General features: G+C 71.2%; 19 protein-coding genes. 13 read left to right on the top strand and 6 right to left on the bottom strand.

What is annotated here, in order from left to right; all coding sequences use genetic code 11:
* On the bottom strand, positions 1-512 hold a 512-nt coding region (locus ABZ260_RS29800), incomplete at its 3' end, for an amino acid ABC transporter ATP-binding protein (protein WP_355624491.1).
* Between the two features lie 105 nt (positions 513-617).
* Between ABZ260_RS29800 and ABZ260_RS29805 the strand changes: the two genes are divergently transcribed.
* Positions 618-1,760, top strand: a complete 1,143-nt coding sequence (locus ABZ260_RS29805) for an ROK family protein (RefSeq protein ID WP_355624493.1) — start codon at positions 618-620, stop codon at positions 1,758-1,760.
* A 168-nt stretch (positions 1,761-1,928) separates the two neighbouring features.
* Here ABZ260_RS29805 and ABZ260_RS29810 read toward each other — a convergent pair whose 3' ends face one another.
* The gene (locus ABZ260_RS29810) at positions 1,929-2,531 is read right to left on the bottom strand and encodes a TetR/AcrR family transcriptional regulator (protein WP_355624495.1); all 603 of its coding nucleotides are present in this window, start codon (positions 2,529-2,531) and stop codon (positions 1,929-1,931) included.
* 86 nt (positions 2,532-2,617) lie between these two features.
* Here ABZ260_RS29810 and ABZ260_RS29815 point away from each other — a divergent pair, with 86 nt between their 5' ends.
* Positions 2,618-3,358 carry an SDR family oxidoreductase gene (locus ABZ260_RS29815; RefSeq protein WP_355624497.1) on the top strand — a complete coding sequence of 247 codons (741 nt, stop codon included), beginning with the start codon at positions 2,618-2,620 and terminating at the stop codon, positions 3,356-3,358.
* Positions 3,359-3,580: 222 nt separating this feature from the next.
* On the opposite strand, the gene ABZ260_RS29820 is transcribed toward ABZ260_RS29815, so the two are convergent.
* Positions 3,581-3,853 carry a GlsB/YeaQ/YmgE family stress response membrane protein gene (locus ABZ260_RS29820; protein WP_350954554.1) on the bottom strand — a complete coding sequence of 91 codons (273 nt, stop codon included), beginning with the start codon at positions 3,851-3,853 and terminating at the stop codon, positions 3,581-3,583.
* Between the two features lie 44 nt (positions 3,854-3,897).
* Between ABZ260_RS29820 and ABZ260_RS29825 the strand changes: the two genes are divergently transcribed.
* From ABZ260_RS29825 to ABZ260_RS29840, 4 genes are all read left to right on the top strand, one after another.
* Positions 3,898-4,137, top strand: a complete 240-nt coding sequence (locus ABZ260_RS29825) for a hypothetical protein (protein WP_355624499.1) — start codon at positions 3,898-3,900, stop codon at positions 4,135-4,137.
* Positions 4,138-4,283: 146 nt separating this feature from the next.
* Positions 4,284-4,982 (top strand): thioesterase domain-containing protein, encoded by a 699-nt coding sequence (locus ABZ260_RS29830; RefSeq protein ID WP_355624501.1) that lies wholly within the window; start codon positions 4,284-4,286, stop codon positions 4,980-4,982.
* Positions 4,979-5,191 (top strand): MbtH family protein, encoded by a 213-nt coding sequence (locus ABZ260_RS29835; protein WP_350952688.1) that lies wholly within the window; start codon positions 4,979-4,981, stop codon positions 5,189-5,191. Before ABZ260_RS29830 ends, ABZ260_RS29835 begins: the two co-directional genes overlap by 4 nt.
* A gap of 25 nt (positions 5,192-5,216) precedes the next feature.
* Complete coding sequence (locus ABZ260_RS29840; RefSeq protein WP_355624504.1) at positions 5,217-5,945, top strand: alpha/beta fold hydrolase; 729 nt, start codon at positions 5,217-5,219, stop codon at positions 5,943-5,945.
* Between the two features lie 9 nt (positions 5,946-5,954).
* Here ABZ260_RS29840 and ABZ260_RS29845 read toward each other — a convergent pair whose 3' ends face one another.
* The gene (locus ABZ260_RS29845; RefSeq protein WP_355624506.1) at positions 5,955-6,836 is read right to left on the bottom strand and encodes an alpha/beta fold hydrolase; all 882 of its coding nucleotides are present in this window, start codon (positions 6,834-6,836) and stop codon (positions 5,955-5,957) included.
* A 262-nt stretch (positions 6,837-7,098) separates the two neighbouring features.
* On the opposite strand from ABZ260_RS29845, the gene arcC reads away from it, so the two are divergent.
* The 3 genes from arcC (at position 7,099) to ABZ260_RS29860 (ending at position 9,745) form a co-directional block, all read left to right on the top strand.
* Positions 7,099-8,007 carry a carbamate kinase gene (gene arcC / locus ABZ260_RS29850; protein ID WP_355624508.1) on the top strand — a complete coding sequence of 303 codons (909 nt, stop codon included), beginning with the start codon at positions 7,099-7,101 and terminating at the stop codon, positions 8,005-8,007.
* A 27-nt stretch (positions 8,008-8,034) separates the two neighbouring features.
* Positions 8,035-9,126 carry a ring-opening amidohydrolase gene (locus tag ABZ260_RS29855; protein WP_350916171.1) on the top strand — a complete coding sequence of 364 codons (1,092 nt, stop codon included), beginning with the start codon at positions 8,035-8,037 and terminating at the stop codon, positions 9,124-9,126.
* Positions 9,127-9,190: 64 nt separating this feature from the next.
* The gene (locus ABZ260_RS29860; RefSeq protein WP_355624510.1) at positions 9,191-9,745 is read left to right on the top strand and encodes an SseB family protein; all 555 of its coding nucleotides are present in this window, start codon (positions 9,191-9,193) and stop codon (positions 9,743-9,745) included.
* On the opposite strand, the gene ABZ260_RS29865 is transcribed toward ABZ260_RS29860, so the two are convergent.
* Both ABZ260_RS29865 and ABZ260_RS29870 read right to left on the bottom strand, forming a co-directional pair.
* On the bottom strand, positions 9,666-10,685 hold the full coding sequence (locus ABZ260_RS29865; RefSeq protein ID WP_355624512.1) for a hypothetical protein: 1,020 nt from the start codon (positions 10,683-10,685) through the stop codon (positions 9,666-9,668). The genes ABZ260_RS29860 and ABZ260_RS29865 overlap by 80 nt on opposite strands.
* Positions 10,664-11,656: a hypothetical protein gene (locus ABZ260_RS29870; protein WP_355624514.1), complete on the bottom strand. Its 993-nt coding sequence runs from the start codon at positions 11,654-11,656 to the stop codon at positions 10,664-10,666. Before ABZ260_RS29870 ends, ABZ260_RS29865 begins: the two co-directional genes overlap by 22 nt.
* A 222-nt stretch (positions 11,657-11,878) precedes the next feature.
* On the opposite strand from ABZ260_RS29870, the gene ABZ260_RS29875 reads away from it, so the two are divergent.
* The 4 genes from ABZ260_RS29875 to aroB all read left to right on the top strand — a co-directional run bounded on the left by ABZ260_RS29875 (position 11,879) and on the right by aroB (position 15,445).
* Positions 11,879-12,580 carry an A24 family peptidase gene (locus ABZ260_RS29875; RefSeq protein WP_355624516.1) on the top strand — a complete coding sequence of 234 codons (702 nt, stop codon included), beginning with the start codon at positions 11,879-11,881 and terminating at the stop codon, positions 12,578-12,580.
* 69 nt (positions 12,581-12,649) lie between these two features.
* Positions 12,650-13,828 (top strand): chorismate synthase, encoded by a 1,179-nt coding sequence (gene aroC / locus ABZ260_RS29880; protein WP_355624518.1) that lies wholly within the window; start codon positions 12,650-12,652, stop codon positions 13,826-13,828.
* Between the two features lie 40 nt (positions 13,829-13,868).
* Positions 13,869-14,372 carry a shikimate kinase gene (locus ABZ260_RS29885; protein ID WP_355624520.1) on the top strand — a complete coding sequence of 168 codons (504 nt, stop codon included), beginning with the start codon at positions 13,869-13,871 and terminating at the stop codon, positions 14,370-14,372.
* Positions 14,369-15,445: a 3-dehydroquinate synthase gene (gene aroB / locus ABZ260_RS29890; protein ID WP_355624522.1), complete on the top strand. Its 1,077-nt coding sequence runs from the start codon at positions 14,369-14,371 to the stop codon at positions 15,443-15,445. Before ABZ260_RS29885 ends, aroB begins: the two co-directional genes overlap by 4 nt.
* Positions 15,446-15,668 lie beyond the last annotated feature (223 nt).

Below are 15,668 nucleotides of genomic sequence, written 5' to 3' on the forward strand. Positions count from 1 at the left end.
ATCTCCGGGTCGAGTGCGGAGGTGGGCTCGTCGAAGAGCATCACCTTGGGCCGCATGGCCAGCGCGCGGGCGATGGCGGCCCGCTGCTGCTGCCCACCGGACAGCCGCGCGGGCAGCTTTCCCGCCTGCTCGGCGATGCCGACGCGCGCCAGCAGATCCCGCGCCGACGCCTCGGCCTCGGCGCGGGAGTCGCCCCGGACCTTCATCGGCGCGAGCACGATGTTCTCCAGCACGGTCTTGTGCTGGAAGAGGTTGAACGACTGGAACACCATGCCGACATCGGCCCGGAGCCTGGCCAGTTCCCGGCCCTCCACGGGGGCGGGTACGCCGTCGACGAGGATGTCTCCGGACCCGGCGGGCTCCAGCCGGTTGAGGCAGCGGCACAGCGTGGACTTGCCCGACCCCGAGGGGCCGACCACCACGACGACCTCGCCTCGCGTCACATCAAGGTCGATGTCGCGCAGCACGTGATGATCGCCGAACCACTTGTTCAACCCTTTGACCTGAATCATTGCCATCTTCCTTCGAAATCGAAGACAAAGCGGAAGGTAATAGATGATTCTTACGGAAGTCAACACGTTGCCGTAGTAAGTACAGACGTGGTATTCCTCTAGTTCATGTCAGGCAAAGAGCGGCTGCTGGTGCGGGGAGCGCAGGGCGACCTTCTGCGTCTTGTCGCCACCGGCCACGCCGAGTCGCGCGCCCAGCTGGCCCGCATCTCCGGCCTGGCGGCGTCGAGCGTCTCCCTGCGCGTCGAGGAGCTGATCGACACCGGGCTCCTCGTCGAGGAGGGCTCGGGCACCTCCAGGGGCGGGCGGCGGCCCCGGCGGCTGCGGGTCAGCCCGGCCGCCGGCCTGCTCGCGGTGGCCGACCTCGGGGCGCACCACGCCCGCTTCGGCCTACTCGACCTCAGCGGCGCCCCCCTCGTCGTCGAGGAGCGCGCCTGCGACATAGCGCTCGGTCCCGAGGCGACCCTCGACTGGATGGCCGCCTCGTTCGACGAGCTGCTGCTGACCCACGGCCCGCCCGGCGCCCCCCTGCGAGGCGTCGGCACCGGCATACCCGGCCCCGTCGACCCCGCCAGCGGCCGGGTAGTGTCTCCCTCGCGCATGCCCGGCTGGCACAACTTTCCCGTCGCCGAGCATCTCGGCGCGCACTACGACCTGCCGGTGCTCGTGGAGAACGACGCCAACCTCCTGGCCGTCGGCGAGGCCCGCTCATGGCCCGGATGCGACAACCTCATGGTGCTGAAGGCCGGCAGCGGCATAGGGTGCGGCGTGATCGTCGACGGACGCCTGCACCGGGGCAGGGGCGCGGCCGGCGACATCAGCCACGTCCGGGTCAGGACCGACTCCTCCACCATGTGCTCGTGCGGCCACCCCGACTGCCTGGAGGCCTACGCGAGCGGCGCCGCGCTCATGGGCGCCCTGTCCGAGCTCGGCATCGCGACGCGACGCCCGGGCGACGTCGTCGCCCTGGTCGAGGACGGCGTGCCCGAGGCCACCGCCCTGGTCAGGAACGCGGGCCGCCTCATCGGCGAGGTGCTCACCGTCCTGGTCAACTTCCTCAATCCCGACGCCATCGTCGTCGGTGGCAGCCTCTCCACCGCCGAGCCGCTGATCTCCTCCATCCGCGCCGCCGTCTACGAGCGCTGCCTCCCGCTGGCCACCCGCGACCTGGAGATCGCCGTCACCCGTGGCGGCCCCGATGCCGCCCTCCTCGGCGCGGGTTCCCTCCTGCTGGACGCCGTCCTCAGCTGAGGGGCGGAACGGACGAGGTACGGCAGGCGTACGACCAGCCCTCCTAGCCCAATGGGGTGGGGCGCCCGCTAGGGATCATGGCCACCTGGAACTCGTCGTTGAGTTCGACGTCCACGGAGGACGAGACGAGAGCTCAGCCAGGAGCTTCGGGCCGGATGGGGAGACGGGTCATCGGCGGCCGATCCCGGCCAGCAGGTTCCTGACGAGGGCCTCGGCGAACTCGTCGGTGAGGGGCTGGTCGGGGATGAGAAGGCGGTGGTAGCAGGCGCCCCAGAGCTGGTCGACGACCACCTCGGGGTCGACGTCCTCGCGTAGCTGCCCGCGCTGCCTGGCGCGCTCCAGTGCCTCGACGGCGAGTGCTCTGCGCGGTGCCGAGTAGCGCTCGCGAAGGAGCGCCGACAGCTCGGGATCGGTCTGGGCGTGGCCGACGAGCTCCGGCATCACGCGCCCGGCCCGGGTGTCGCGCATCAGGTGGACGAAGGCCCGCAGTTGCGCGGTGAGGTCGGCGGCGATGTCGCCGGTGTCGGGGAAGGCCAGGGTAGGGCCGACGGCGTCGAAGTAGCCGTCGAGCGCCAGCGCCCCCTTGGAGGGCCACCACTTGTAGAGCGTCACCCTGCTCGCCCCCGCCAGCGCCGCGACCTTCTCGATGGTGAAGGCGGCCATCCCCTCGGTGAGCAGGAGTTCACCGGCCGCACGCAGGATCTCACGTCGCACCTCGGCGGCCGGTCGGCGGCCGCGTCCGCGCCGGATGGGTTCAGGGGACTGCGTCACCGACTACCTCCAGGAAATATATGGACATTATGTCTATAGCCATGTATATACACAGTGTACACAAATTCCTGAAGGAGTGAACGATCATGAGCAGCACGGCAGCCCGCGTCGCCATCGTCACCGGAGGCTCACGCGGCATCGGACGCCAGGTCGTGGACCGGCTCGCCGTCGACGGATACGCCGTCGTGGTCAACTACGCGAGCAACGACGCCGAGGGTCAGGCCGCGGTCCAGGAGGTCGTCGGCAAGGGCGGCCAGGCACTCGCCGTCCGCGCCGACGTCGGCGACACCGAGGCGGTCGCCGCGCTCTTCGACGCTGCGGAACAGGCCTTCGGCGGCGTCGACGTGGTGGTCCACGCCGCCGGGATCATGAACCCGCCCACCCCGCTCGCCGAGCTCGACCTGGACGTGCTGGACCGCATACTGCGCGTCAACGTACGCGGCACCTTCGCCGTCGCCCAACAGGCCGCACGGCGGCTGCGCCGAGGGGGTGCCCTGATCACCTTCTCCACCTCGGTCATCGGGCTGGCCCTTCCCGGGTACGGCGCCTACGTCGCGTCCAAGGGGGCCGTCGAGGGCCTGACCCTCATCCTGGCCCGCGAACTGCGTGGCAGGGACATCACCGTCAACACCGTCGCCCCCGGGCCCACCGCCACCGACCTCTTCCTGAAGGGCAAGGACGAGGAGACCGTCGCCAGGATGGCCGCCCAGCCGCCACTGGAGCGGCTGGGCCGGCCCGCCGACATCGCCGAGGCCGTCGCCTTCCTGGCGGGCCCCGCCCGCTGGGTCAACGGCCAGGTGCTCCGGGTCAACGGCGGAATCATCTGAACTCGACATTCGGACAGACGACGGCGCCGAGGTGGTCAACGCCGTCGGTGACCGGGTTCGCGCCGAGTTCTACCGCAGGATCGGCCTGGATGACCTGCTCGGCCCCCGCCAGTGCGATGGCGGAATCCCCTCACCGGTTCGAGGTCCTCGCTGCGGAGCCCCGCTGCCGGGCCCGGTGAACGTGAGCCGGTGGGAGAGACGGGGCGGGGCGCCCGGAACAGGTCAGCGGATCTGCCGCCTGCCGTACATCTTCACCGCGGTCACCACGCCGCCGGCGGCCACCGCGACCTGGAGGCCCAGCTCGATCCAGTCGATTCCCCGGGTGTCGGCCACCCCCAGCACCGTGGCGATGGCGGTGCCGATGAACGCGGCGACGATGCCGATCACGATGGTCAGCCAGATCGGGATGGACTGGCGTCCCGGGACCACCAGACGACCGAGTGCTCCGATCACGATGCCGACGATGAGGGCGGAGATGATGCCGGTCACTGCCATGTCGCACTCCCAAGGGGGGTCGCCGGCCGTATCGGCCGAAGACGATGAGTCGATCACCTCGTCCAACGATCCCGCTCCTCCCGTGGTTCCCCCTGGCCCGTGACGCGGAGTGGAACTCCAGGGGTTCGGTCTCCGGATCCATCCGCGTCACCGACACCTGGGGGAACGGCCGGGGGGTCAAGGTTCGGCTGCAGGGGCACAGGGCCGGTACCTACGGGGACAACGGCAACGCGGTGGTTCCGCCGATTCTCACCGACGAACATCGGGAATCAGCGAACGGCTGACAGCTCAACCCGGCGGCGGTCAGGTCAGGCGGGGGCCCGCGCGGGTGGGCGGGGCCTCGTCACGGGGGCACGCAGGTGAGGTCGATGACACTCTCACGCCTGGCCCCCCGCTCGAAGGCCGCGGTATAGGCGCGCGTACCGAGTGCATGCCGTACCAGGTGGTCGGCCTCGGCGTGGGCGTCGTGAAACGGTCGCAGCCCGATGAGCGCCACCCCGGTCGTGCGCCGCAACCGGTGCGCGGCGCCGAGCAGTTCGGCGGCGACGTGGCCCCGTCGATCGAGGCGATGGCCCTGGACTACCTGGAGCGCCTGCTCCAGGTCCGGCCGCACGGGCCGTACCGGCTGGCGGGCTGGTCCATGGGCGGCCTGATCGCCCACGCCATGGCCGTGGAGCTGCGCGAGCGAGGGGAGGAGGTCGCGCTGCTGGCGCTGCTCGACTCCTACCCGGGCCAGGAGATCAACCCGGACGAGCGTGACGTGCTGGTCGAGTTGCTCTCGGCCATCGACTACGACGGGCCGGGCGAGATCGGCGACGTCGTGGAGTTCCTGCGCGAGCAGGGCGGCCCGTACGCCACGCTGGACGAGCGGACGCTGACGGCGGTCTACCGGAACTACCGGAACGGTGTGAAGATTTCCGAGGAGTACGCGCCGAGGATGTTCGAGGGGGATGTGCTCTTCGTGACCGCGGCTCACGGCCACGAGGAGGGCGGTCCCACGGCCGCCGACTGGAAGCCGTACGTCACCGGCGCCATCCATGATCACCAGGTCGCCTGCGACCATGCGAACATGTTGAGTCCCGGGCCCATCGCGGAGATCGCCGCCCTTCTCAGAGAGGACACAGAGTGAGCAGCAACCCATTCGAGGACCCCGAGGGCGTCTATCTGGCATTGATCAACGACGAGGGCCAGTACTCTCTCTGGCCCGCCTGGTCGGAGATCCCGGCGGGCTGGACCGTCGCCTTCGGTGAGGACTCCAGGCAGGCCTGCCTGGACCACATCGAGGCCAACTGGACCGACATGCGGCCCAACAGCCTGATCAGGGCAGTGGAACAGTGAGCGGCCGAGCGCGCGGAGGAAACGCATGACCTGGCTGCGCTGCGCCTCCCCCCGCCCGTGGGCGACCACGCGGCTGTTCTGCTTCACGCACGCGGGCGGGTCGGCCACCGCCTACCGGGACTGGCCCGCGCTGCTACCCGACTCCGTCGAGCTCCACGCGACGCAGCTGCCGGGCAGGGCGGACCGGTTCGGAGAACCGTCGCCGGAGGACATGGACACGCTGGCCGACCTGGTGACCGAGGCGATGTCGCCGCTGCTGGACCGGCGTTTCGCGCTGTTCGGGCACAGTATGGGAGCGATGCTCGCCTACGAGGTCACCCGCCGCCTGGAGGCCAGGGGACTCGCCCCGGCGCGGCTGCTGGTGTCCGGGGCGAGGGCACCGCACGATCCCCGGGAGAGGATCGCGATCTCGGATTACGACGACGACCGCCTCGTCGCCGAGCTGGCCAAGCTCGGCGGTACCGAGGCGGAGATCCTCTCCCACCGGGCGATGCGCGAGATCGTCCTGCCCTACATCCGCGCCGACTTCCGGCTGGTCGAGGCCTACCGCCATCGCCCGGGACCCCCGCTGCACACCCCGATCTCCGCTCTCGTCGGCGACGCGGACCCGGAGGTCACCCCGGCCCAGGCCAAGTCGTGGGAGGCCCGCACGATCACCGACTTCTCCCTCACGGTCTTTCCCGGCGACCACTTCTACCTGCAGCCGCAGCGCGCGCCGGTGGTCGGGGAGATCACCCGGCTGCTCGCGGGATGAACGAGCCGATCAGAGGATGAGCGCGAAGCAGTCCGGCCGGTAGCCGCGAGGCATCGGCCCGGGAGTCTCCAGCGCCTTGTTGACATAGGAGAGCATCACCGGATCGAACGCCTCCAGGTTGTGCCCGATGGCACCCTCGATGATCCCCTTGAGCGGGCAGTCGTCCTGGAGCATCCGGTTGGTCACCTGCTCGGGCGGCCCCTCGACGAAGGTCGAGGCGGCCTCCTGCTCGGCCTTCAGCCCGAGCGCGGTGTAGTCGACGCCGGGCTCGACCATGGAGGGGGTGTTGAGCTCCTTCATCAGGGCCGAGTCCGAGTGGAGCTCGTCGCAGACCGTCTCCCCGCCGCAGCTCCTGCGCAGCTCCCCGGTCAGCTCGTGGTGCGGCGCCCCCAGGGTGACCAGCTCGGACACCTTGCCCGCCCCGCCCTCCGAGCGCATGTACGCCCGGGGGACGATCCCCCCGAGGCTGTGCCCGACGATCGCCACCTTCTCGGCCCCGGTGGCCTGGAGCACCCCGTCCACGAAGTCCCCCAGCGTCCGGGCCGAGCGCCTGATCGAGTTGCTCCAGCCGTAGTCGAGGGCGAAGACGCAGTAGCCCTGCTTGCTCAGGTAGGGGGCCGCGACGGGCCAGGTCGCCGCCCCCGTGCTTCTCGCGCCGTGGACGAGCACCACCGGGTACGGCGCGTCCTGGCGGGGCCGGCAGTCGAAGTCGTTGGCCTTCGACAGTCCTTCCGAGGCCAGCCGTCCGGCCTCGGCGACCATGTCCACCTTGGGCGGCGGGGACGCGGACCGCCCGCCGGTGAGCGTGCCGGCCGCGACGGTGAGCACCGCGAACCCCGTCACGACACACAGGACGATCACGATGATGTGGCCGAGACGGAGTTGCCCCACTCGATCTCTCCTCAGAAAGAACGCCGGACAAGAGCCTTTCTCGCCATCCCGCACCGGAGCTATGCCCTGCCCGCGCCTGTTGCCGTCGCAAAGTTGGCACTCTCGCAACAAGCGGGGCCGGGGAACGCCCTCTCCCGCCGCCACAGCCGGGGGCGTCTACGCCTCCGGAGACCGCTCGGCTGGCGGATTGTGTCGAAGAGTTGGCCTTCCTTGGGCAGTGAGTGCCCATGAGACGAGGCGTGGGGGCCGTTAGCGTCAGCCTGTGGGTGAACGAGTACTGATCGCGCTCGGTGGCAACGCGATGACGGGGCCCGACGGCGGGGCCTCACCCGGCGACCAGCGCCGCGCGGTCGAGCAGGCCGTCCGCCATGTCACCGCGCTCATCGCGGACGGCCACCAGGTGACCCTCACCCATGGCAACGGCCCCCAGGTCGGCAACCTGATCCTGAAGAACCAGCTCGCCGCGCACGTCGTGCCCCCGGTGCCGCTCGACTGGTGCGGGGCACAGACGCAGGCCACCATAGGCACCCTCGTCCTCAACGCGCTCGACGGCCGCGCGGCCGTCGTGGTCACCCGCACGCTCGTCGACCCCGCCGATCCGGCCTTCCAGGACCCGGTCAAGCCGATCGGCCGCTACTTCAGCGAGGCGGAGGCCCGTCGTTTCGAGGAGCTCGGGCAGACCTGGCGCCGCTTCGACCGGGGCTGGCGCCGCGTGGTGGCCTCCCCCGAGCCGCTGGAGATCCTCGACGCCCCCGCGATCGCCGCGCTGGTGGCCGCGGGCTTCACCGTCGTGGCCGCGGGTGGTGGCGGCGTGCCGGTGGCGCGCGACGCCGAAGGGCGGCTGGGCGGGATCGAGGCCGTGATCGACAAGGATCTGGCGGCGGCGGTGCTCGCCCGGGACGTGCGGGCCACGGTCCTGGTCATCGCGACGGACGTCCCCGGGGCCGTCGTCGGGTTCGGCACGGCCCAGGCCAGACCCCTGGGCGCCGTCACCGCGGCCGAGTTGCGCGTACTACACGCCGCCGGGCACTTCGCCGGCGGCAGCATGGGGCCGAAGGTCGAGGCCGCGCTGCGCTTCGTCGAGCAGGGCGGCGACCGGTCGGTGATCACCTCCCTGGAGAACATCGGGGCGGCGCTCACCGGCGAGAGCGGCACCGTGGTGCGAAAGTGAACACGACGCGATTGAAAGGTGGCAGGGATGCCGGAACCCATTGAAGTGCGCAAGGTGCCCATCGAGAGCGTGACCGACGCCTCCGGGCTGGCCCGGCTCATCGACGACGGGGTGATCGAGGCGCACCGGGTGCTCGCGGTGATCGGCAAGACCGAGGGCAACGGCGGGGTGAACGACTACACCCGGATCCTGGCCGACAGGGCCTTTCGCGAGGTGCTGGAGGCCAAGGGACATCCTTCCCCCGAGAGCGTGCCGCTGGTGTGGTCGGGGGGCACCGACGGCGTGCTCAGCCCGCATGCCACGATCTTCGCCACCACGGCGAACGCCGAGCCGAGCGACGAGCCGCGGGTGAGCGTCGGCATCGCGATGAGCGATGTGATCCTGCCCGAGGACATCGGCCGGCCCGCGATGGTGGAGAAGGTGGCCGCCGGAGTGCGTGAGGCCATGAAGCTCGCCGGGATCGACGATCCCGCCGACGTCCACTACGTCCAGACCAAGACCCCGCTGCTCACCCTGTCCACGATCAACGACGCCAAGTCGCGCGGCAAGGACGTGGTGATCGAGGACACCGGCCCGTCGATGGACATCTCCAACTCCACCACCGCGCTCGGCATCGCCGTCGCGCTCGGTGAGATCGAGATGCCCGCCGCCGACCAGATCCACCGCGACCTGTCGCTCTACTCCTCCGTCGCCTCGTGCTCCTCCGGCGTCGAGCTGGACCGGGCCCAGATCGTGGTCGTCGGCAACGTACGGGGCATCGGTGGCCGCTACCGGATCGGCCACTCGGTCATGCGGGACGCGCTGGACGCCGACGGCATCTGGGAGGCCATCCGCTCCAGTGGCATCGAGCTGCCCGACCGCCCCCACCCGTCCGACCTGGGGGACCGGCTGGTCAACGTCTTCATGAAGTGCGAGGCCGACCCGTCGGGCAGCGTGCGGGGCCGCCGCAACATCATGCTCGACGACTCGGACGTGCACTGGCACCGCCAGATCAAGGCCACCGTGGGCGGCGTCGCGGCCAGCGTCACCGGTGACCCGGCCGTGTTCGTCTCGGTCGCCGCGGTCCACCAGGGCCCGAGCGGCGGCGGTCCGGTGGCCGCCATCGCCGACCTCGGCTGACGGGTGCGCGCTCGGGTGGGGCGGAAATCCTCCCCGAGCGCCACCGCGGGTAGGCTCCCGGTTCGTGCCGAGTATTCCGCAGCCCCTGGTCCCCGGCGACGACGGCGCCGCCGACGCCGCCGTGACATCCGCGCTCGCCGCCTTCGCCGCGGGGGAGGCGGAGGCCGGTGCGGTCGTCGCCGCGCTGAGCGGGACACGGCTGCTCGTGCCCGTGGTCGCCCTGCTGAAGGAGTCGGAGATCGGCGAGCACGGGTTGCGGCAGGAGAAGGAGAGCGAGATGGCCCTGCCGAAGCTCGTCGGTGCGGACGGGCGCGAGGCGGTGCTCTCCTTCACCGGGATGGAGCCGCTGCGGAGGTGGCGCCGGGACGCCAGGCCCATCCAGGCCACCATCCTTCAGGTCTGCCAGGCGGCGGTGCACGAGAACACCGCCGCGGTGGTGATCGACGTCGCGGGCCCGGTGCCCTTCGTGATCGAAGGTGCTCTGCTGCGGGCACTCGCCGCGGTCGAGTCGGGCACCCTTGACGAGCTGGGCCCCGAGGTCACAGTGGCACGGATGGAAGAGATCGCCGAGCCTCCCAGGCGTCGGCGGTTCGGTTGGCCACCGCGTGGACGAGGTTGACCGTCAGAATCGCCGGGGCGATCACGGCGACGAACCCGCCGAAGTCGCGCTCGAAGACCAGGGCGAGGATCACCGCGGTCACGCCGTTCTGCTGGGCGAGCCCCAGGTGCACCCGGTCGATCAGCGGCAGGCCGTGGGTGAGCACCAGCGCGGCGACCATCTGCGCGGCGTACGCGGCCAGCCCGAGCAGCACCCCCATGCCCATGTTCGTCCCGCCGACGAGCAGCAGGCCCATCAGGAACGCCGACAGCGCGAACGCCACGCTCACCGCCCGCCCCAGCCAGCGCGCGTCGGGCATGCGCAGGTAGAGCCCGGCGGTCGCCAGGCCGAGCATGAGGGAACTCCACGCGGCCGACACGACGGCCCCGGCCGCCGTCAGGTAGGTCAGCACCGGCGGGGCGTTCCTGATCAGCCGCCAGAGCAGGTAGATCCCGGCCGCGAACAGCGCGTTCAACCCCAGGTCGGCGAAGTACGAGGCCGACAGGCCGCCCCCTCCCGAGCCGCTGACCAGCGCCGCCGCGTAGACGGCCAGGATGATCGTCACCGGGTCGTCGAAGGAGGACCACGCCCCGAGGATCGTCTTCGCCTGGCTTGAGAGCCGGCTGTTCCGCATCACCCCGGCGACCGAGAGCGGGTCGATCTGGGCGACCACCACCGCCATGATCAGTGCCCGGGGGTCGCCCGAGACGAGGTAGACGACACCGGCGATGAACGCCGTCTTGAGCAGCACCCCGACGGTGACCGCGAGCACGATCAGCCGGGAGTGCTCCCTGGCCTCGGCGCGGTCGATCCCGTGCGTGCTGCCGTACAGGCCGATCGCCAGCAGCAGGCTGCTGAACAGCACGTACGCGCTTGAGTGTTCCAGATCATGCAGGTCGCCCAGGTCGGCGGCCAGCCAGCCGAGGCCGACCACGACGATCAAGAGCCCGATTCGGGCCACCGCTCACTCCCGGGGATGGATCGCAGGTGCCCCTGAGGTCTCGCGGGGCGTTGTCGCTGGTTGATCGGCGGAAGGGTGAAGTGCCCGCGGATCGTGTCCACGAGCTTGGCCAGCTTGTCGTCGGAGACGTCGACCTTGCGCTGGTCCAGCGTCACCCCGATCAGGTAACGGGTCTCGTCGATCCAGTAGAAGAACATGGCCCCGCGCTCCACGTCGAGGACCGTGCGGATCAGGGCGCCGCCCTCCAGCCGGCGCAGCTGCTGGTTGAGCCGCTGGGTGAGCCAGTTGAGCTGGTTGCCCGCCTTGAGATAGACCCTTCGGCGCTCTTCCGGGTCGGTGTCGTGGAAGAAGTGGGCCAGGTCCGCGTCGTCGAGCACGTCGGTGTAGAAGCAGCACCGCTGGTCGCCGAAGTAGGCCACGAAGTGCAGGTCCTCCTGGTCGACCATGGCGACGCAGCTGGTCAGCGCCTTCTCCACCGAGGGGCCGATGCCCGGCAGGGTACGGATCAGGATCTCCGACTCGCCGATCACCCTGCGCTTGGTGGCGGTGGGCAGCGGGCCCATCCCGGCCTCCAGGTACGGGAGATAGAGGCCCCGGCGATACTGGATCAGCAGGTAGACGCCGGTGACGACGGCGAACGCGCTCACCCCCGTGGTGACCAGGCCGTGCAGCTCGCCGGGCAGCCCGCCCCGCCAGAGCACGGGGCCGAACGCCGCCACGAAGCCCAGCACCACCTCGACCGCCGCGGTGCCGGTCAGCGCGATCACCATCAGCACCGGCAGCCGCGCCCTGATCCGGCCGAGCACGGTGGAGATGAGGGCGAGCATCACGATCACCGAGACCACGGTGGCCGCGCGGGCCACGTCGTACTCCTCGCCCTCGATGTACCAGGCGAGGAGTTCGAGCAGCACCGGAAGGAGAACGAATGACGCGATGACCGCGGGCAGCTTGCTGAAGCGATCCGTGTCCATGCGCACCGTCCCTCCGGATATAGGGATCGGGTACAGCCTCTGTGATCATCGCGAGTCCCGTCAATGACCTTCGAGGTCACTTCGAGCCCTCAGATCCCCGGCGGGGCCGGGGTTCGCGGATTATGGTCGCTCCGTGAGCGAGTACGCCGAGCCGGCACACCGGCCCCCCAGCCCGCCTCGTACCGTCAGGCGCCCCCGGGTCTTCGGGGCGGTGGTGGTCTCGTGAGCCTCGTGGCGGCGCCGCTCCTCCCGGCCCTGGCGGCGGCCGCGTCGGGGGCGGTGATCGGGCTGTGGACGCGGCGCGTGGTGGCCCGCCACTCGGGGCCCGACGGGGAGCGGTCCGGGCGGCCCCGGCCGGTGGCGGGGGCCGTGGAGGTGACCACCGCGGTGGTGCTGGCCGCTCTCGCGCTGCGGGCGCTCTGGCCCGGCGTACCGGCCCAGGCGGTGACCACCCCGGCCGGGCGGGCCGGAGAACTGCTCGCCTTCGGCGGGCTGGCGGTGGTCGCCGTCGCCCTGTCCTTCGTCGACGCCGCCGTCCACCGGCTGCCCGACCGGCTCACCCTGGCCGCCTACCTGGGAACCGCCGTACCGCTCGCCGCGTCGGCCCTCGTCGACGGCCGCCTCGGCGATCTGCTCGGCGCGGGTCTCGGCGGCCTCGCCCTGGCGGGCTTCTACCTGGTGCTGCTCCTGATCAATCCGGCGGGAATGGGGCTGGGCGACGTCAAGTTCGCGGCGAGCCTGGGCACCGCCCTCGGCTGGCTGGGCTGGGACACCCTGGTCGCCGGGACCTTCCTCGGCCTGGTGGCCGGGGGCGTCTACGGGGCCGCCCTGATGGTCCTGCGCCGCGCGGGCCGCAAGAGCGAGATCCCCTTCGGCCCCTTCATGGCCATCGGCGCCCTCGCCGCGGTCCTCACCGCGCTCTGACCGCCGGCGGATGTCTCACTCCGTGAACCGGGGCCATTCCAGTGGGCGACACGTGGAAGACTTGTCAGCATGTTGCGTTGGTTGACCGCCGGAGAGTCTCACGGCCCCGAACTCGTCGCGATCCTGGAAGGCCTGCCCGCGGGGGTGGAGGTGACCACCGCCCAGCTGGACGAGGCGCTGCGCCGTCGCCGCCTCGGTTACGGCCGCGGGGCACGGATGAAGTTCGAGCAGGACGTCGTCACCGTCGTGGGCGGGGTCCGCCACGGCCGCACGCTCGGCAGTCCCGTCGCCATCCGGGTGGGCAACACCGAGTGGCCCAAGTGGGAGACGGTCATGGCGGCCGACCCCGTCGACCCGGCCGTGCTGGAGGGACAGGCGCGCAACGCGCCGCGCTCCCGCCCCCGCCCCGGCCACGCCGACCTCGCGGGCATGCAGAAGTACGGCTTCGACGACGCCCGCCCGGTGCTCGACCGGGCCAGCGCCCGGGAGACCGCGGCCCGTGTCGCGCTCGGCCAGGTGGCGCGGAGCTTCCTCAAGCAGGCCCTCGGCGTCGACATCGTCAGCCACGTCGTCTCGATCGGCGGGGCGGCGACCACCCCTGGCGTCATCCCCGGCCCCGGTGACCTGGCGGCGATCGACGCCGACCCGGTGCGCTGCGCCGATCCGGAGGGCAGCGCGGCGATGGTCGCCGAGATCGACAGGGCGCACAAGGACGGCGACACCCTCGGCGGCGTCGTCGAGGTGGTCGCCTACGGCCTGCCACCGGGCCTGGGCAGCTACACCCACTGGGACCGCCGGCTCGACGCCCGCCTCGCGGCCGGCCTGATGGGCATCCAGGCGATCAAGGGTGTCGCCGTCGGCGACGGCTTCGAGACGGCCCGCCGCCCCGGCTCCCTGGCCCACGACGAGATCGAGAACACCGCGGACGGCATCCGCCGGATCACCAACCGGGCCGGTGGTGTCGAGGGCGGCATGACCAACGGCGAGCCGCTGCGCGTCAGCGCGGCGATGAAGCCGATCTCCACGGTCCCCAGGGCGCTGGCCACCGTCGACGTGCTGACCGGTGAGGCGGCCAAGGCCCACCACGAGCGCTCGGACGTGTGCGCGGTCCCGGCCGCCGCGATCGTCGCCGAGGCCATGGTGGCGCTGATCCTGGCCGACGCCGCGATCGAGAAGTTCGGCGGAGACTCCGTCGAGGAGGTCGCCCGCAACCTGTCCGGCTACCTCTCCTCGTTGGTGATCAAGTGAGCGGGCGCCAGGCCGGCGAGCCGCGGTCCAAGGAGGCCGGATGAGTCCCCGTGCAGTACTGATCGGCCCTCCGGGGTCGGGCAAGTCGACCATCGGACAGCTCCTGGCCAACCGGCTCGGGGTCGCCTTCCGCGACACCGACACCGACGTCGAGCTCACGGCGGGCAAGCCGGTGAGCGACATCTTCATCGAGGACGGCGAGGAGATCTTCCGCGAGCTGGAAGCCGACGCCGTACGGCGGGCGCTGGCCGAGCACGACGGCGTGCTCTCTCTCGGTGGCGGCGCGATCCTCGCCGAGGCCACCTGCGAGCTGCTGGCCGAGCATCCGGTGGTCTACCTGGAGGTCGGTCTCTCCAACGCCGTCCAGCGGGTGGGCCTGGCCTCGGCGCGGCCGTTGCTCGTGCTGAACCCGCGCAGCCAGCTGAAGAAACTGATGGACGCCCGTCGTCCCATCTACGAGAAGCTGGCCAGGATCGTCGTGGTGACCGACGAGCGCGAGCCCGGCCAGATCGTCGACGAGATCGTGAGAGGCCTGGAGCCATGACGATCTCCAGGATCAAGGTCGCCGGCGAGAGCCCGTACGACGTGGTGGTCGGCACCGGAGTGCTCGGCGAGCTGCCCGGCCTGCTCGGGCCGAAGGTCGGCACCGTCGCCGTGATCCACCCCGGGAGCCTGCCGGAGATCGCCCGCCCGGTCTGCGGCGCGATCGAGGCGGCCGGGTACGAGGTGGTCCCGTTGCCGGTGCCCGACGCCGAGCGCGCCAAGACCGTCGAGGTGGCCGCAGAGCTCTGGTCGGCCTTCGGCCGCGCGGGCATCACCCGATCCGACGCCGTGGTCGGCGTCGGTGGGGGGGCGACCACCGACCTGGCGGGGTTCGCCGCCGCCACCTGGCTGCGCGGTGTCAAGGTGGTGCAGGTGCCGACGACACTGCTCGGCATGGTCGACGCGGCCGTGGGCGGCAAGACCGGTATCAACACCCCCGAGGGCAAGAACCTGGTCGGGTCCTTCCACCCGCCGGCGGGGGTCCTGTGCGACCTGGCCACCCTGGTCTCGGTGCCCCGCGACGACTACGTGGGCGGCCTCGCGGAGATCATCAAGGGTGGTTTCATCGCGGACCCGAAGATCCTCTCGCTCATCGAGGACGACCCCGAGGGGGCCAGGCTCCCCGAGGGGCGGCACACCCGCGAGCTGATCGAGCGCAAGATCCAGGTCAAGGCCGACGTCGTCGGCGCCGACCTGCGCGAGGGCGGCCTGCGGGAGATCCTCAACTACGGCCACACCCTGGCCCACGCCATCGAGCGCGTCGAGCGGTACCGGATGCGCCACGGCGAGGCCGTCGCGATCGGCATGGTCTACGCGGCCGAGCTGTCTCATCTGGACGGCAGGATCGGTACCGACCTCGTGGAGCGGACCAGGTCCATTCTGACCTCGGTCGGGCTGCCCACCGCCTACCGCCGCGAGGCCTGGCCCGAGCTCCGCGACCACATGCGCCTCGACAAGAAGAGCCGCGGTGCCACGCTGCGCTTCGTCCTCCTGGACGACCTGGCGAAGGTGTCCCCGCTGTCCGACCCCTCGGAGGAGCTTCTCGAAGCCGCCTACCGGGAGATCGCCCGGTGAGCTTCACGACACCGGTGCTCCCGGCGGGTATCGCGGGCCTCGGCCTGAGGTCGTACCCGCCGGCCCTGCACGCCGTCGCCGAGAGCACCTCCTGAATCCGGGCGACTCGGAACTTCCCGCGCTCCGGCGGCCGCACCCGGCCCCCGGCGATCCCGGTGCCGGGGCAAAGACCGAGCGCGAGGTCCGCGTCAGCTTCAGGTACGCCGACGGGACCACGCTCACC

Source organism: Streptosporangium sp. NPDC006013 (assembly GCF_040614275.1).
Taxonomy (GTDB): Bacteria; Actinomycetota; Actinomycetes; order Streptosporangiales; family Streptosporangiaceae; genus Streptosporangium.

Excerpts from the sequence above, each read along its gene's own strand:
- aroB (WP_355624522.1), top strand. The coding sequence starts at position 14,369 with ATGACGATCTCCAGGATCAAGGTCGCCGGCGAGAGCCCGTACGACGTG.
- ABZ260_RS29840 (WP_355624504.1), top strand. The coding sequence starts at position 5,217 with ATGACCTGGCTGCGCTGCGCCTCCCCCCGCCCGTGGGCGACCACGCGG.
- ABZ260_RS29825 (WP_355624499.1), top strand. The coding sequence starts at position 3,898 with ATGAGTCGATCACCTCGTCCAACGATCCCGCTCCTCCCGTGGTTCCCC.
- aroC (WP_355624518.1), top strand. The coding sequence starts at position 12,650 with ATGTTGCGTTGGTTGACCGCCGGAGAGTCTCACGGCCCCGAACTCGTC.
- ABZ260_RS29870 (WP_355624514.1), bottom strand. The coding sequence starts at position 11,656 with ATGGACACGGATCGCTTCAGCAAGCTGCCCGCGGTCATCGCGTCATTC.
- ABZ260_RS29885 (WP_355624520.1), top strand. The coding sequence starts at position 13,869 with ATGAGTCCCCGTGCAGTACTGATCGGCCCTCCGGGGTCGGGCAAGTCG.
- ABZ260_RS29855 (WP_350916171.1), top strand. The coding sequence starts at position 8,035 with ATGCCGGAACCCATTGAAGTGCGCAAGGTGCCCATCGAGAGCGTGACC.
- ABZ260_RS29830 (WP_355624501.1), top strand. The coding sequence starts at position 4,284 with ATGCCGTACCAGGTGGTCGGCCTCGGCGTGGGCGTCGTGAAACGGTCG.
- ABZ260_RS29805 (WP_355624493.1), top strand. The coding sequence starts at position 618 with ATGTCAGGCAAAGAGCGGCTGCTGGTGCGGGGAGCGCAGGGCGACCTT.
- ABZ260_RS29815 (WP_355624497.1), top strand. The coding sequence starts at position 2,618 with ATGAGCAGCACGGCAGCCCGCGTCGCCATCGTCACCGGAGGCTCACGC.
- ABZ260_RS29820 (WP_350954554.1), bottom strand. The coding sequence starts at position 3,853 with ATGGCAGTGACCGGCATCATCTCCGCCCTCATCGTCGGCATCGTGATC.